This is a genomic window from Labilithrix luteola, assembly GCF_001263205.1.
Classification (GTDB): domain Bacteria; phylum Myxococcota_A; class Polyangia; order Polyangiales; family Polyangiaceae; genus Labilithrix; species Labilithrix luteola.
The window spans coordinates 10,797,928-10,813,185 of record NZ_CP012333.1 but is presented as its reverse complement, the minus strand read 5'-3'; the positions used below and the strand labels follow the sequence as shown (position 1 = coordinate 10,813,185).

General features: G+C 66.0%; 13 protein-coding genes and 1 riboswitch. Of the genes, 8 read left to right on the top strand and 5 right to left on the bottom strand.

Annotation, left to right across the window (positions count from 1 at the left end; translation table 11 throughout):
- Window positions 1-3: 3 nt before the first annotated feature.
- From AKJ09_RS46600 to AKJ09_RS46585, 4 genes are all read right to left on the bottom strand, one after another.
- Window positions 4-816, bottom strand: a complete 813-nt coding sequence (locus AKJ09_RS46600; protein WP_146654318.1) for a dihydrofolate reductase family protein — start codon at window positions 814-816, stop codon at window positions 4-6.
- Window positions 817-915: 99 nt separating this feature from the next.
- Window positions 916-2,388 (bottom strand): MlaD family protein, encoded by a 1,473-nt coding sequence (locus AKJ09_RS46595; RefSeq protein ID WP_146654317.1) that lies wholly within the window; start codon window positions 2,386-2,388, stop codon window positions 916-918.
- Between the two features lie 118 nt (window positions 2,389-2,506).
- The gene (locus tag AKJ09_RS46590) at window positions 2,507-3,379 is read right to left on the bottom strand and encodes a M15 family metallopeptidase (protein ID WP_240488862.1); all 873 of its coding nucleotides are present in this window, start codon (window positions 3,377-3,379) and stop codon (window positions 2,507-2,509) included.
- Window positions 3,380-3,473: 94 nt separating this feature from the next.
- On the bottom strand, window positions 3,474-4,958 hold the full coding sequence (locus tag AKJ09_RS46585; RefSeq protein WP_169928479.1) for an MATE family efflux transporter: 1,485 nt from the start codon (window positions 4,956-4,958) through the stop codon (window positions 3,474-3,476).
- A gap of 167 nt (window positions 4,959-5,125) precedes the next feature.
- On the opposite strand from AKJ09_RS46585, the gene AKJ09_RS46580 reads away from it, so the two are divergent.
- From AKJ09_RS46580 to AKJ09_RS46550, 7 genes are all read left to right on the top strand, one after another.
- Window positions 5,126-6,193 carry a DUF362 domain-containing protein gene (locus AKJ09_RS46580; protein ID WP_240488861.1) on the top strand — a complete coding sequence of 356 codons (1,068 nt, stop codon included), beginning with the start codon at window positions 5,126-5,128 and terminating at the stop codon, window positions 6,191-6,193.
- Window positions 6,193-8,295, top strand: coding sequence for a 4Fe-4S binding protein (locus AKJ09_RS46575; RefSeq protein ID WP_240488860.1), 2,103 nt, complete (start codon window positions 6,193-6,195; stop codon window positions 8,293-8,295). Before AKJ09_RS46580 ends, AKJ09_RS46575 begins: the two co-directional genes overlap by 1 nt.
- A 280-nt stretch (window positions 8,296-8,575) precedes the next feature.
- On the top strand, window positions 8,576-9,415 hold the full coding sequence (locus tag AKJ09_RS46570) for a sigma-70 family RNA polymerase sigma factor (protein ID WP_169928478.1): 840 nt from the start codon (window positions 8,576-8,578) through the stop codon (window positions 9,413-9,415).
- Window positions 9,412-10,332 (top strand): metallophosphoesterase, encoded by a 921-nt coding sequence (locus AKJ09_RS46565; RefSeq protein ID WP_146654313.1) that lies wholly within the window; start codon window positions 9,412-9,414, stop codon window positions 10,330-10,332. The genes AKJ09_RS46570 and AKJ09_RS46565 overlap by 4 nt, the downstream gene beginning before the upstream one ends.
- Before the next feature lie 162 nt (window positions 10,333-10,494).
- On the top strand, window positions 10,495-11,079 hold the full coding sequence (locus AKJ09_RS46560; RefSeq protein ID WP_146654312.1) for a hypothetical protein: 585 nt from the start codon (window positions 10,495-10,497) through the stop codon (window positions 11,077-11,079).
- A gap of 122 nt (window positions 11,080-11,201) precedes the next feature.
- Complete coding sequence (locus AKJ09_RS46555) at window positions 11,202-12,254, top strand: ADP-ribosylglycohydrolase family protein (RefSeq protein WP_275936710.1); 1,053 nt, start codon at window positions 11,202-11,204, stop codon at window positions 12,252-12,254.
- A 34-nt stretch (window positions 12,255-12,288) separates the two neighbouring features.
- Window positions 12,289-12,529: riboswitch (cobalamin riboswitch) on the top strand.
- A gap of 140 nt (window positions 12,530-12,669) precedes the next feature.
- On the top strand, window positions 12,670-13,098 hold the full coding sequence (locus tag AKJ09_RS46550) for an acyl-CoA thioesterase (protein ID WP_146654310.1): 429 nt from the start codon (window positions 12,670-12,672) through the stop codon (window positions 13,096-13,098).
- A gap of 50 nt (window positions 13,099-13,148) precedes the next feature.
- On the opposite strand, the gene AKJ09_RS46545 is transcribed toward AKJ09_RS46550, so the two are convergent.
- A complete protein-coding gene (locus AKJ09_RS46545; protein ID WP_146654309.1) occupies window positions 13,149-14,531 on the bottom strand; it encodes a DUF4403 family protein in 1,383 nt (460 codons plus the stop codon).
- Between the two features lie 590 nt (window positions 14,532-15,121).
- Between AKJ09_RS46545 and AKJ09_RS55845 the strand changes: the two genes are divergently transcribed.
- Complete coding sequence (locus tag AKJ09_RS55845) at window positions 15,122-15,250, top strand: hypothetical protein (RefSeq protein ID WP_275936709.1); 129 nt, start codon at window positions 15,122-15,124, stop codon at window positions 15,248-15,250.
- The last annotated feature ends 8 nt before the right edge of the window (window positions 15,251-15,258 follow it).

The following is a 15,258-nucleotide window of genomic DNA, read 5'->3' as shown; positions in this document are numbered from 1 at the left end:
GCGTCAGCGTTTCTCGCGCACCGCGTAGCGCGAGAAGAGATGCGAGCCGTCGCGCCTCAGGCCGAGGAGCTCGAGAGGCTTGCCGCCGAGGTCGCTCCCGCTGACGAGCGACTTGCGCCCGTCGTTGGGGAAGCGGCCGAAGAGCGTGGGGGAGGTGGTGACGAAGAGCTCGTCGAGCATGCCCGCGGCCACGAGCTCGCCGAAGAGCGATGGGCCGCCTTCGGAGAGAATCACGCGCGCGCCTCGGTCACGAAGGAGCGCCACCACGTCGCGCACGTCGAGCCTCTGAGAGGCGAGCGCGACGATCTCGGTGGTCGACGACGCGATCGGACGAAGTGCCGCTTCACCTCGTGCCGTGGTGACGACGAGTCCGTTTTCGAGGGCTGGGCTCTTCGGATCGACGTTGCCCGAGGCGGTGACGACGGCGAAGCGAGGTCTCTCCGACAACCCGAGCGCGCGCCGGGCCTCGGCGAAGAGCGCGGCGCCTGCGGGGTAGATGGACGCGGCATCGAAGCGGTCGTCGCCCGCTTTGCGGAACGTTCCGGCGCCGACCATCACCACGTCGGCGCACGTGCGAAGCATGCCCATGACGAACCGATCGGCGTCACTGCCGCCGCTGACGATGTGACCGGACTCGCTCTCGCCGGGGAGGGCAACCACGCCATCGACGGACGCGACGAAGTTCGCGACGACGCATGGCTCGGCGAATCCGAGCCCACCGCCGTACGCCTCGGCGAGCTTCGCGGGCAATGCGAAGCGAGGCAGATCGGTTCGTTCGAAGAGCAACTCGAGCGGCGTGCGGAAGTGTTCGGTCACGTCTCTGACTCTACATTCTCACTGGCGCCTCGCACGAGCCACGCCGGCACGCGGACAAGTACGCAACGCCGCCGCACATGCAGACGCCTCGATCGGCTCTCACTTACCCACTGCGCCCGTGGACGCGAACGGCAAGATCGTCTTCAGATCGTCGTCGGTGAAGCGCAGCTGAAGACCGAGGAAGTAGTCGCGACGGTTCGGCAGGAAGATGTAGTCGGCGCCGCCGATGAGCCAGAGGCGCTTGATGAACTCGTAGGCGATGGAGACGCGGTAGCGCGGGCGGATCTCTTCGCCGAAGCCGAAGAGGTCCTGTTTGATCTCGAATCGATCCGACAGAAGGTCCGTGTCGAGACCGATGCCGCCCGTCGACTCCATGATGCCGAAGCGCCCGGTGAAGGGGCCGATACGCTTCGCGAACTGCACGGTGAAGCGGAAGGCGTCGGTCGTCGTCGTCGTCGTCGTGCGGTAGTGAGCCGGATCGTTCGGGTTCGTCGTGTCGACGTCGGTCTGCGTGAAGCTCGTCTTTCCGCGGGGATCGTTGATGAGCTGGATCAGGTAGTACTTGTCCTCGCGCGGCTGCAGTCGGAGCTCGACGTAGCTCTTGATGGTGTTCGCGAGGAAGTTGTAGTCGCTGCGGAGGCCGACGATGGTTTGCAGGCGGCGCAGGCTGTCGACGTAGTCGTTGACACCCTCGGCGACGCCCTGCACCTCGTTGATGAGCGCCTCGTCCTTCGTGAGACGGCCGACGGTGCCCTCGCCGCGGTCGATGCGGCCGGCCACGTTGTCGACGTGGGCGAGCGCGCTCTCGAGGCTCTTCGATGCGCGGTTGACGCGTTCGATGGTGCTTCGAAGCTCACCGGACTCGCCGTCTTTGCCGCCCTGTGCGGCGAGCATGGTCTTCACGTCCTCGGTGATGACCCGGACGTTGACGAGGATCTTCTCGATCTCGGGCGCGCTGTTGGCGGAGATGCGGTCGACGTTCGTGAGGGCGTTGTGGATCACCGCGCGGTTTTCGCGGACGGTGATGTTGATCGCCTCCGTTGCGTCGGCGAGGTTCTGCAGGATGGCCTTCATGTTGCGGCCGCCCTGCTCGCTGCCGATCGACGCGGCGAGCTGCTTGGCGACCTGCTCGACGAGATCGGCGATGCGTCCGACGGTCTCCTTCAGATCTTCGACCGAGCGCGCGTCGGGCAGGGTCTGGACCTCGTCGCCGTCTTTCTTGTCCGGCTCACCGACGCCTTCGGTGAGCACGACGACGTTCTCGCCGAGGAGCGAGGCGCTCTTCACGCCGAGCCGTGAGCTCTCGTGGAGCTTCACCTCGGGGTTCACGCGCACGTCGATGCGAGCGCGGCCGTCCTCGAGCCGGATGTCCTGCACCTGACCGACGGGAATGCCGGCGATGGTGACGCGCGAGTGCTTGGCGATGCCCGTCGCGTCTTTCAGGTAGGCGTGGACGACGTAGCCTTTGCCGCCGCCCATCTGGGTGCCGACGGTTCGAAAGACGAGATACCCCGCACCCGCCGTGATTGCGACGAAGAGGCCGATCTTGGCCGCTTGCGAGATCTTCGCCATGCCCTGCGGCTCGCAAGTTAGCCGAGCTGTGGAGAAACTTCACCGCGAAAGGGATTTCCGAGCCTTCGTGCCACCCGGAGGGATGGCCAGGCCCGGCTCCACCTTGCCTTGCGTCGCGTCAGTTCGTGATCGTCACGTCGACGGCGTTTACCGAGATTTTCTTGCCGGTCGAGTCGTAGCCTTCAGCGGTCAAGGTGCGCTCACCGATGGCGCTGAACGTGTAACTGACGGGGAAGTTTCCGGCGGCGTCGGTGGAGGTTCCGAGCTCGAAGTTGCCCGATCGGTAGATGACCTTCACGACGGCGGCGTCGACCGGCTTCACCTTGAGGGGGACCTGCCTGGCGTAGGTGCTGTCCTCCGTGATGCCGACCCAATCGAGCTTCTCCGGCGCAAGCTCACCGACGTCCGTGTCGTCGCCCGAGGGCTGCGCGGCGTTGGTGCACGGCCCACCCGGGTCCCGACCGCCGAAGTATTCGTAGTGCCACGACTCGCTCGGGACGGTGCGCGCAAACCCGTACTTCTTCGCGTTCTTGGCCAACCAGGTCGACGTCGAGAGGTCGACGGCGAGACCGTTCTGGTGGTTCGAGTACCCCGGCTCGGCGGCGAGGTTCCCGTGGTTGCACTTCTTCGTTTTGTAGCAGCGGTAGAGCGCCTGCTGCTCGGCCATGGTGCGGAAGCCGCTCGTCAGCGAAAGCCGTACGCCCGCCTTGTCGGCGGCCGCCTGCATCTTGAGGAAGGCGTGCCCCGTCGGCTTCGAGACCAACTTTCCGCCGACCGTGATCGTCGTGATCGAGAAGGGCTTGCCGTCGTCGTAAGCCGTGGCCGTCTTCTCTTTGCAGCTGACGGCGCTACGGAGCTCGTCGTTCGTCTCGCCGACGGGTTCGTCCTCGTACTCTTCGCTCTGATCACCGGAGTCGTCGGCTGCGCACGCTGCGATGGGAAGGAGACAAAACAGGCCGAGGGCCGCAAGTACTGCCTTTCGGGCGAGCATGGCAGCGCTCATGCACCATGTGTGCCTCGAATCCTTTCAGGCAGATCCGTCAAAAACGACGGGTGGCACTCGAGGTGTTACCTGTGGGGGTGGGTCACCCGTAGCCCGCATCTGTCGAATTCTCGATCCAGGGGGCGGCCTCACCTTGGACCGGCAGCGGCTTCGCCCACCGCCCTCGTCCGTAGACGAACGCATAGACGAGAGCACTCGCGCAGTTCGTGATCGCGACGACCTGGAAGACGGAGCGAATGGCGCCCGGGAACAGCACCACGGCGAGGAGGCCGAGGGGGAGCTGCACGCCGAGGATGACGAGCGCGTCGACCGCGAACGTCGTCTTCGTGGCACCTGCACCTGCCATGGCATTTCCCAACACGACACCGGCACCGAGCGCGACGTACGAGGGCGCGACGATGCGCAGGTAGTCGAGGGCAATCGCGACTGGCGCGGTCTCGTTGTCGAAGACGTGCAGGATGGCTTCGCCGTAGGAGAAGACGAGCGCGATGAGGAGGACGTTCGTGACCACGTCGTACGCGACGGTGATCCAGCCGACCTGACGAGCGCGCGTTTCCTTCTTGGCCCCGAGGTTCTGCCCGACGAAGGTTTGCGCGGCGCTGCCCCAGCCCATCGCCACGAAGAGCGCCATCGTGTCGAGGCGGAAGACGAGGCCCATGGCCGTCGTTGCCGTCTGATCTTCCTGCGTCGTGTAGAAGCGCGCGATCAGCGAGTTGATGAAGAGCATGGCCGCGATGCGCAGGAAGAACTGCGCGCTCGAGGGCCAGGCGATCTTCACGATCTGCCTGATTTCAGCGGCATTCGGGCCTCGCGAGCCCTTCGGCGGGAAGACGTCGAAGCGTCGCGCGAGGATGATGATGTTCGGGATCAGAACGAGCGTGCGCGCGATGACGGCGGCCCACGCCGCGCCGACCATGCCCATGCGTGGCAGGTGCAGCGCCTTCGCGATTGGTGTCGCCCAGGAGAGCAGCGCCGGGGCAGGGCCAGGGCCGAAGATGAGAACGACGGCCAGGACGATGTTGAGGATGTTTCCGATGACGAGGAGCGCCACCGGGGTCTTCGCCGAGCCGAGCGCACGCTGCACGTTCGTGAGCTGCAGCAGGAAGTAGATCGAGAAGCCGCCCGTCGCTGCGACGCGCAGATACGAGGTGGCGACCTCGGCGACGCTGCCTTTTGCACCGATGACGTGGTGAACCACCACACCGGCGCCAAGGCCGAAGACGAGGCCGAGCACCACGCTCAGGATGCCGACCACGATCATCGACTGCCACGCGGCGTTCTGGATGCCCACCTGATCCCCGGCGCCCTTGCGCTGGGAGAGAATCGCGCCGGCGGCGGTCGAGACGCCGTAGGAGATGATCGTGCCCAGGGCCGCGACCTGATCACAGATGCCGATCGCTCCGACGGCGGCTCCGACCTCGTCGAGCGGGAGCTGCGCGATGAGGTAGGCGTCGACGAGGTTGAATGTCGTCTGCAGGGCCATGCCGAGCGCGAGCGGTGTCCCGAAGCGGGCAATCTCGAGCGCGAGCGGACCGGTAAGGATTCGACTTTCGCGGTCTTTGCCCATTTGGACCGGCCTTTTGACAGGCTTCCGGTCGGGGGTCAAAGCGCCTGCGATCGATTCGTCCTCGGGGTTGGTCCGGTCAGCGGCGGCCAAACCCGCGTTTATGAGCCACATTTCCGTGGCCCGACGCGGAGTTGCCTTCGCCGTGCAGGAAAGGCTAAGACAGTTGCATGAGCGACCCGAAGGACGCCCCTAGCAAGCCGGCGAGCTCGCAGCCTTCGAGCGCGGTGACGTCCCCCGCATCGCCCATGTTCGAGCGGCCGTCACGTCGCGACATGATCAAGCGCGTCGGCGCGACGGCGGGCGTGCTCGCAGGTGCGGCGGTCCTCGGCCGCACGATCTGGGATCAGGGCGGCTTTGGTGCGGCCACCTCGAGCGCGGTTCGTCAGGTCCGTGACTACCGTCTCGCGGATCGTTCTCCCGACTTCGCGGAGCTGGCCATCGCCAAGGCCAAGATCGACGAGCTGACGCCGTCGGCCGATCAGCTCGTTCGACGCGCGATCGACGCCATGGGCGGCATCAAGCGGTTCGTCAGCCGCGGCGACGTCGTGGTCGTGAAGCCGAACATCGGCTGGGACCGCATGCCGATTCACGCGGCGAACACCAACCCCGACGTGGTCGGCGCCGTCATCCAGCTCGCCTACGAAGCCGGCGCAAAGAAGGTCATCGTCGCGGACGGCTCCTGCAACGACCCGAATCGCTGCTTCCAGCGCTCGGGCATCTGGCGCAAGGCGTACGGACTCGGCGCCGAGGTCGTGCTGCCCGCCGAACATCGCTTCCGCACCACGCGCATGAAGGGCGAAGTGCTCGACGAGTGGCCCATCTTCACCACGCTCGTCGACTGCGACAAGGTCATCAACGTCCCGGTCGCCAAGCACCACAATCTCGCCAAGTACACCGCGGCGATGAAGAACTGGTACGGCGTCCTCGGCGGCCGTCGTAACCGCCTCCACCAGAACATCGACACGTCGATCGCCGACCTCGCGACGTTCATGCGTCCGACGCTCGTCGTCGTCGACGCGATGCGCGTGCTCATGCGCAATGGCCCGCAGGGCGGCAACATCGACGACACGAAGGTGATGAACACGGTCATCGCCACCGTCGATCAGATCGCGGCCGACGCGTACGGCGCGACGCTCATCGGCCAGCATCGTGACAACCTCCCGTACCTGAAGATGGGCCACGAGCGCGGGCTCGGCACCATGTACTGGGAGAATCTCCGGGTGCGGGAAGTCTGATGAACCAGGGCACGCCGCAGACCTCCGGTCCCAACGAGAAGGGACCGGTGCCGCACGCTTCCGTCATGCTCGATCCGCACATGATCGAGCACGCCGCCGCGCACGATCACGTGCACGAGCACGTCGAGCCGATCCCGTGGAAGACGGGCGACGTCGGGGCGGTGAAGCCCATCGACCGCGACACGAGCTGGTCACTACCGGCGCCGAAGGGCGCGTCGAAGAAAGATCCCGACGCGATGGCTCGCGCCGAGCGTGCGCGCACGAGCGGGCTCGAAGACGCGCTCGGCTTCGGCACGCCCGCGGAGCACTCGAAGAATGCCGTGATGGCTGCAGCCGCCGTCACCGCTCCGGCCGCCGCTGCGAAGAAGGCGCCACCGAAGAAGAGGAAGCTTCCCGGCTCCGGCATCCCCGCGCGGCGATCGATTCGCGCGCTCATGTGGGTTCGCCGCGCGTCGCAGATCTTCTTCTTCGCGCTGTTCATGTACTTCCTCTTCCAGACCGGCTTCCACGGGAGCTTCGCGGCCAGCGCGGACACTCCGGTGCGCTTGCCGCTTCCGGTCGAGGCGTTCCTGCTCGCCGATCCGTTCGTGACGGCGATGACCGTGCTCTCCACGCACACGGTCTACCGTGGCCTGCTCTGGAGCGTCGGTCTCCTCGCGCTCACGCTCGTCTTCGGGCGCGTGTTCTGCGGATGGATCTGTCCCTTCGGCACGCTCCACCACTTCTTCGGGTGGATCCTGCCGTCGCGCCACGGTCGCGGCGCCTCGCGCGTCGAGGCGAACAAGACGCACGGCTACCAGGCCGCGAAGTACTACCTGATGTACGCGTTCCTTCTCGCGGCTGTCGCGGGGAGCGCCATCGGTGGTCTTCTCGACCCGATCTGCGTCGCCGTCCGCGCCATCGGCCTCGGCGTGATCCCGGGCGTGCAGTACATGATGCACCGCGGTCTCGGTGCCGTGCAGGACGTGCCTGCGCGCCCGATCCAGACCGCCGCCGACCACACGCAGGACGTGCTCGCCCGCGCCGTGTGGGGCTCGCACCAGTTCTACTTCCACCAGACCTGGCTCATCGTCTTCTTGCTGGTGGCGGTTCTCTTCATGAACCGCTTCATCCCGCGCTTCTGGTGCCGCGTTCTCTGTCCGCTCGGCGCGTTCCTAGGCGTCTTCGCCCGCTTCGCGCTCTTCGGCATGGAGAAGGATCACGCGAAGTGCACCGACTGCAATCTGTGCCTCGTGAACTGCCAGGGCGCCGATAGCCCGCAGGGCGGCGTGAAGTGGCGGCAGGACGAGTGCCACATGTGCCTCAACTGCGAGAACGCCTGTCCGGAAGACGTCATCAAGTTCCGCTTCTTGCCGAACCGCAAGAGCGCCACGGTCGTTCCGGATCTGCAGCGCCGCACGCTCCTCGCCACCACTGCCGCGGGCGCAGCGTTCATTCCCGCCGCGCGCATCGCCGACAGCCTCGACGTCAACTATCACTCCAAGGTGATTCGTCCGCCGGGCGCCGTCGAAGAGCGCGCGTTCCTCGAGCGCTGTATCCGCTGCGCCGAGTGCATGAAGGTCTGCCCGAACAACGCGCTTCACCCCGCGATGTTCGAGGCCGGTGTCGAAGGCCTCTGGACGCCCATTCTCATCGCGCGCATCGGCTACTGCGAGCACTCGTGCGTGCTCTGCGGCCAGGTGTGCCCGACCGGCGCCATCCAGAAGATCACCGAGAAGGAGAAGCTCGGTCAGGGCGTTCCGCCGGTGAAGATCGGCACCGCGTTCTACGACCACGGTCGCTGCTTGCCGTGGAGCATGCAGACGCCGTGCATCGTCTGCGAAGAGTTCTGCCCCACGTCGCCGAAGGCCATCTGGGTCGAAGAGGTCGAAGCGCCCATGCGCGAGAAGACCCCCGGTCCGGACGGCGAGCAGCCGGCGATGAAGACGGTGAAGCTCCAGCGCCCGCACGTCGACCCCAGCCTCTGCATCGGCTGTGGTGCGTGCGAGAAGGTGTGCCCGGTCCAGGATCAGCCGGCCGTGTACATCACGAGCGTCGGCGAGAGCCGCAGCAAGTCGAACGTCATTCTCCTCGAGAATACGAACTACAACCAGAAGAGCTGACGGTGCTGGAATCAGCCAGCCGAACTGGCTGGTTTCTCGGCGCTTTCTCGAGCTTCGGAAGCTCGGAGAGAAAATCGACGGAACTCGGTCACACGGGCGGCGCTCGAGCGATAGAGTCTGCATGACCATGACGGTGGGTTCGGGGCCCAGTCTGTTCGTGCGCGGCCTGTCACATGAGCGGTCAGGTGAGCGGGGAGGGGAAGTCGGTCCGTGCGAGCGCGCCGACCGCCCGGTTCGCGAGCGCATCGCCGGCGAGTCGATGAGGCGAGGGCTCCTCTCGATGCTCCGTCGTCGCGTCCCAGCCGAAGACGCGCAGGACCTCGCACAGACCGTTCTCTGCGACGCGCTCGCCGCGCCCGCTGTCCCTGCCGATCCTGACGAGCTCCAGCGATGGGTCAACGGCATCGCACGCAACAAGGTCTCGGACTTCCATCGACGCGGTCGCCGTCTCGTTCCCGACGAGAGTGTGCAGGAGCTCGGAGGTCCGCCGCCCGCATACGAGGCTCGCGAGATCCTCGGCGAGGTCCTCCATTCGACGTCGCCGCGCGACCGCGCCACGCTCGATTGGATCGTGCGCGAGCATGCCGGCGAGCGGCTCAACGACATCGCCAAAGAGGAGGGGCTGCCGTCGCCGGTGGTGAGGCAGCGCATCTCGCGTCTGCGTCGATTGCTTCGTGCGCGCTGGGCTGGAGCTCTCGTCGCGCTCGTAGGCGTGGCGTCGGCGGCGGGCGCTCACCGTCATGACGTCGAGGAGTTTCCCTCGATCGTCGCCGACACGTCCTCGGCTGCTCTCGACCTGGCGCACGTCGACGGCACCTTCAATATCGCCGCCGTCACCGCCGCGAGCGATCTACCCGCTGCACGTCGCAAGTTGCTCGAGCTCCAAGCCGCCGGGGCGACGGTGCGGGTCACACCGGGGCGCGTCGAGATCGAAGGCTCTGCCGGTCGCCTCGTTCGCGACGTGCGCGTGATCGGTACCTCGAAAGAGGGCACGAACATCGAGCTCACGAGTACGTCGGGGCGCGTCGTACGCGCCGTCGTTCGTGGTGACGGGGATCGGTTCGTCGTTACGATTCTCGACGGTTCGATGCGCGGTCAGATCACCCTCGTCAGGCCGTGAAGCAAGGTCCCGCCGCTCTTGTCGCCGCCGCGCTTCTCGCGCTGGGAGGTTGCAAGGGGCGCTCTCGCCCCGAGCCTCCGAAGCCCGTCGAAAGGCAGGCCTCCGCAGTGGAAGCGGATGCTGCGCCGAAGCCGCGCCCCTCGAAGCCGGGGTCCGACGTCACGTTCCTCGTCGTCTCCGACACGCACTTCGGCTACGGCGGCATGGTCGAGCAGAATCGGGCGCTCGTCTCCGAAGTGAACGGCATCGAAGGTCGCGCGTATCCACCTTCGGTCGGTGGCACCGTCGGTCGTCCGCGTGGACTGCTCGTCACGGGCGACCTCACCGAATGGGGCCGAACCGACGAGTGGGAGCCGTTCGTGGCCACCTATGGTCTCGACGGCGGCGCGGACGGCCTCCTCCACATGCCCGTCTTCGAGGTGATTGGCAACCACGACAAGGTGCACGGTCCGTGGGTCGAAGCCATGGTCGTCGCGCGTCACGGCGGGCGCTTCTACTCGTGGGACTGGGACGACCTGCACCTCGTCGCGCTCGGTGAAGCACCCGACGACGAAGGCCTCGCATTCCTCACGAAAGACCTCGCCACCATCGCGCCGAACGTGCCGGTGGTCCTGTACTTCCACCTCGCGCTCGAAGGACCGTGGTCGACGGGTAACTGGTTCGCCGAGGGCACCTACAAACAGCGCCTGCTCACGGCGATCGCCGGGCACGACATCCTCGCCATCTTCCACGGCCATCATCACGCGACGGACCACTACGTGTGGCACGGCATCGACGTCTTCAAACCGGGCGCGGCGAAGAACGACGCGCACACCTTCGCCGTCGCGCGCCTGACCGACCAGCGTTTCACGGTCGACTCCTACGACTGGAACGCCCACGTTTGGCGGGAGATGTTCGCGAAAGAGCGCCGCCGCTGATCGGATGACGCCCGCCGATCGAGATGGCGTTCCGTTCTCTCGGTCCGCATTGTCTACCGACCGTCCGAATACGAGTCGCGCTCGGCCCATCGCGTCGCGCGGTACGCCGCGTACGTCGTGTTAGCCTGGGCCTGTTGCCGTTCCCGCTTGTGGAGACCGAGCGTGACCAGTCCCGACAGGCAGAGAGTTGCAGAGCCGTGTTGCCGCCGCACGATCTTCGTCGCTTTTCGGCGCGCGGCGATCCAGGTTTGGGGTGAAGCCGGCCTCCAAGAGATCGGCAAGTTGCTGCCGGAGGACGCGCGGGGCGCGACCATCGACGACGTGGTGATCGTCGGCGAGTGGTTGCCCGAACGCTACGTCATGTCCTGGTACGAGGCGGCGATGGGTGGCCCGGCGAAGGGGGATCGCGCAGCGTTCTGCACGTTCATCGACCGCATGATGGACGCGGGCTTCGGCACCGTCCGCAAATTGCTCCTCCAGCTGGCATCGCCCGAAGTCGTCGTCGGCCAGGCACCGGACCTCTGGCGGCACGATCACACGCACGGCCATCTGACGACGAAGATGCTGGATCCGCAGACCGTCCTCTTCGTCCTCAAGGACCACGTGTACACGACTTCGCTGGTCGGGAGGCTCGCCGTGACGGAGATCTACCGATACGCGCTGCAGCTCACGCGCGTGAAGAACGTCACTGCTCGGCATGTCCTGAGCGGGGACGAGCTCCACGTCACGGTGAAGCTGACGCGCTGAGCACGTGACGGCCGATCAACTCTCCGATATCGGCACCATCCCGAAAGCTGCCAACGGGCGACGCGCGCGGGTCTACGAAGCACTTGGGGAATAAAGAGTGTGACGAACTCTTTTTCACTCCAGTGCCGGACAATTCGAGAATTTCAGGGGTCCTTCTCGGGACAGCGGTGGGGGATGCGCTCGGCCTCCCCATGGAGGGCATGACCCCCTCCGCCATTCGCCATCGATGGCCCACCATCGATCGCTACTCGCTCTTCGGAAAGACGGGATTCTCCTCGGACGACACCGAACAGACGGCGTTGGTGGCGCAAGCGCTCGCGCGTCACCCTGGTGACCTCGACTTGGCCGTGCGCGCATTTCGACGATCGATGCTCGGCTGGTTTCTGCGGTTGCCCTGGGGAATCGGACTCGGAACGCTGCGGGCGTGTTTGCGCATGGCGTTCGGCTTCGAGAACACGGGCGTGGCATCCGCTGGGAACGGCGCAGCGATGCGAGCAGCCGTCCTCGGCGTACGTTTTCGCGAAGATGCAACGGAGAGACGGCGCTGGGCCGATGCTTTCGCGCGAGTCACGCATCGTGATGCGCGTGCAGTCGAAGGGGCTCGCTTCGTTGCCGAGCTCGGAGCGCTCGCCAGCACAACGACGGCCCATGCCGATCGTGAGAAGCTCGCTCTCTCCGCACTCACGGTCGTGGACCACCGCGAGCTTCGGGCTGCCATCGAGCGAGGGATCTCGCTTGCGTCGTCGACCAACTCCGACGCGTCGGCCGCCATCGCGCTCGGCACGACCGGCTTCGTGGTCCACAGCGTGTCGCTCGCCACCTTCTTCTTCGTCAGGCACGGCACTGACGCCACCCTGGCGATCGTCGAGACGATCCGTGCCGGAGGCGATACCGACACGAACGCCGCGATCGTGGGGGCGTGGTGCGGTGCGCTCCACGGGGAAGCAGGGCTACCCTCGGGGCTGGTCGAGCGACTTCAGGACGGGCCCTTCGGGCGTTCTCATTTGCGAGCTCTGGCGCGGGCGCTCGAAGCGACGCGCCTCGGGGCTCACGCGGAGGTGCCGCGGTTCTCTTGGATGGCGGCGTTCGTTCGCAACGTCCTCTTGTTCCCCATCGTACTCGTGCACGCGTTGCGCGTTGCCCTGTCGTGGACGACGAGCCGAGATGGTTCGTGAGCGTCGGCATTGACGGGATGGCGCCGGAGCCTCTACGAAGGGAGCCGTGATTGGTTTGGCCGGGCATGGTGCTTGGGCTCAGGGAACCCGGTGCAAATCCGGGACTGCCCCGCAGCGGTAACGAGAACGACCTCCGGGCCTCGTTTTGGGCCATGCACTGGTCGCCCATCGACGAATTCGTCGATGACGCGACTGGGAAGCGACGGAGTGTAGGAAGCCGGCGTTCAGCCGGGCGCGCTCGAAGCCCGAAAACCTGCCATTCACCCGGTCGCGGGGAGAACTCCCGCGTCGGTTCGACTCCGCACCTCGAGGGAGGGTGTGGGTCTCGTTGCGAACGAGTCGGCTGCGCGTTCGCTCGTCGCGCGCTCGCGTGTCGGGCTCGGACGGCGTGTACGTCGACGTTGGAGAGAACGGCATGACGAATTCCCAGGAGACGTCGGGCTACGACAAGCTCGACGCAGGCACACTCACCGAGGCGCGGGTGATCGAGATGGTCTTCCCGGAGCAGACGAACCACTACGGCACGCTGTTCGGCGGGCAAGCGCTCGCGCTCATGGACAAGGCGGCATTCATCGTGGCGTCACGCTACGCGCGTCGCACCGTGGTCACTGCCTCCAGCGAGAAGGTGGACTTCCACGTGCCCGTTCGGCAGGGGCAGCTCGTCGAGCTCATCGCTCGCGTCGTCGGTACGGGGAAGACGTCGCTCACCGTCGAGGTCGATCTCCACGCCGAAGATCTCCTGACCGGCGATCGACGTCTCTGTACGCGCGGCAGCTTCGTGCTCGTCGCGCTCGATGCACACGGGAGGCCGACCGCCGTGCCGCCGCTCGCTCGCGCGAGCTGACGTCGGACACGACGCGGGGCGCCTCGCGAAGGAGCGCCCCGCGTGATTCGTTACTTCGAGGCGACGGGCGGATTCGCCGGGAGAGTTCCGGCGGGGCAGGGCATCGACGCGGATGCGCGGCCCGTGACCGCGACGTAGACGCGGAGGTACGTGCCGTGCGTATGGACGCCCGTTACCTCGACCTTGTCGACGGCGCCTTGGAAGCAGCCGTTCGAGACGCCGAAGGTGAGCTCGGTCGAGAGCTGCTCGCGGAGCGCACGAAGGCGCTGGCCGACGTCGAGGCGAAGTGCGGCACGAGCCTGATCACGGATCGTGTCGCCGTCTTTCATCGCCTTGATCGAGAGCAGCAGGTTCGAGGTCTCGATGGTGGGCTCGAGATCGAGGATGGCGACTTCGTTGTCGACCACGGTGGGGTGTCCGCTGAGGAAGAGGTCACCGTTCAAATCCGTGTCGATGCCGAGCTTGTGGATCGGACCGGCGATGTGGAGCTTGAGAACCAGCTTGCCCTGGGACTCGTAGAGCTCGGGGTTCTCGAGGTAGAGGCCGGGGTACTCCGGCGCGAAGTAGTACTTCCCATCGGTGAAGACCTGGCCCATCGCCTTCTGCAGCTCGCTGTACTGCGCGGCGATCGGCACGGTGACCGTGAAGGGACCGGGCGTGATCGTGGCGACGTTCGCAAGCGCTGGAACCGCCTTCGCCTTCGTCGAGGCCGAGCAGGGGATCGAGACGCTGGGCGCGACGATGAGGGCGATGTCTTTCTCGATGCCGTCGGCAATGACGGTGGGGCCGGCCTCGATGCCGAGCACGTCGAGCTCTGCGCAGCCGTGTGCATCGCCAACGGGGAACTCGGCGGGCTTGGCGATGCGCGCGTGCGCTTCCTTCACGAGAGGCGAGAGGTCGTAGGAGAAGCTCTTCAGCTTGTCGTTGATCTGCGTCGAGATCGTCGCGTAGACGCCACCAACGTAATCTGCGGCAACAAGTCGCCGATCGGTGGACGAGACCTTCACCTCGGTCGACTGGAGCTTCACCTGGTACTCGGTGTTGATCACCGGCTCGGCGACGACGTGCAGGTCGAGGGGGAAGTCGAGCGAGCCGACCGGCATCGACAGGTTCGCGTGGACCTTCGCGTCGATCACGATCCGCCCCTGCGAGAATCCAAGGTCGACGCCCTGACGATCCCAGGCGTAGCGACGCTCGCCAGCCAATCGAAACGATCCGTCACCGCTTTTGGGAATGGAATCGTCGAGGGCCGCCTTGAGGGCGGTCGAGGTCACGGACAGGTGAGCAACGACACGAGATGGAGCGGGATCATTGACGGGCTCACCAGGTGTGGCGGGCGGCCGCGGCGGGTACACCGCACCGAAGCGCGAGCAGCCCGTTGCGCCAGTGACGACGAGCAAACCCATGAAAACAAGCCCGGCCGAAGTGCGCATGCTCCCGTTTCTAGTCGGAACTCGAGCACGCGCACAGCGGCACGCTGCCCTGGCGCTTGCGTGATCCAGGGCCCGATCTGGAGGTCAAAGGCGGAGCTTGTAGGAAAAAAGATTAAGCGAACGCAACTCTCCATGCGAATTGACCGAGTCTGCGGGCATGGATGTGTATCCGGAATGCGAAGCGCAGTCCCTCGACGACGACGACCCCATCCCCTCGACGGTGCCAGCCCCACCGCCGAGTGGATGCGACGAGCCTCCGTCGACCGTGCCGATGCAACGGCGTCCCCCGACGCTCGCGCCCGTCACGCCAACGTCACATGTCGATTGGCTGCTCACCGGACTCACGCGGCGCTCACGGCCACAAGACACGTGACGCCCGAGGTGAGGCAGTAATTTGGGCGTGCAAAGGATAACGAGAGAATGAGGAACGGCCTTCGGGGGCGTTTCGCGCGCTGACGATTGGCCTCTTTGGCCTGTCAGTTTGGACGGCCTACGCGAACGTCTTTTCGGACGACGCGGCCATCCGGGTTCGCGCTGGCGAAGTCGCACGCAAGTTTGCAGGCTGCGGCGACGGTTGCAAGGTCACTGGAATGAACGGACAGCGTGGAATGCTGGAAGAGCGGATCGACTACGACATCGACGGCCGTGGCCGCGTGTCGGTCGCCTGCCGGCGAGAGTTCATCGCCTTCGGCACTCACGATTGCAGCGTGGAGAAGTAGGAACAGAA

Bases quoted from the DNA above. Each gene is read 5' to 3' on its own strand.
- AKJ09_RS55845 (WP_275936709.1), top strand. From the start codon at position 15,122: ATGAACGGACAGCGTGGAATGCTGGAAGAGCGGATCGACTACGACATC.
- AKJ09_RS46570 (WP_169928478.1), top strand. From the start codon at position 8,576: ATGCTCCGTCGTCGCGTCCCAGCCGAAGACGCGCAGGACCTCGCACAG.
- AKJ09_RS46575 (WP_240488860.1), top strand. From the start codon at position 6,193: ATGAACCAGGGCACGCCGCAGACCTCCGGTCCCAACGAGAAGGGACCG.
- AKJ09_RS46585 (WP_169928479.1), bottom strand. From the start codon at position 4,958: ATGGGCAAAGACCGCGAAAGTCGAATCCTTACCGGTCCGCTCGCGCTC.
- AKJ09_RS46590 (WP_240488862.1), bottom strand. From the start codon at position 3,379: ATGCTCGCCCGAAAGGCAGTACTTGCGGCCCTCGGCCTGTTTTGTCTC.
- AKJ09_RS46545 (WP_146654309.1), bottom strand. From the start codon at position 14,531: ATGCGCACTTCGGCCGGGCTTGTTTTCATGGGTTTGCTCGTCGTCACT.
- AKJ09_RS46595 (WP_146654317.1), bottom strand. From the start codon at position 2,388: ATGGCGAAGATCTCGCAAGCGGCCAAGATCGGCCTCTTCGTCGCAATC.
- AKJ09_RS46580 (WP_240488861.1), top strand. From the start codon at position 5,126: ATGAGCGACCCGAAGGACGCCCCTAGCAAGCCGGCGAGCTCGCAGCCT.
- AKJ09_RS46550 (WP_146654310.1), top strand. From the start codon at position 12,670: ATGACGAATTCCCAGGAGACGTCGGGCTACGACAAGCTCGACGCAGGC.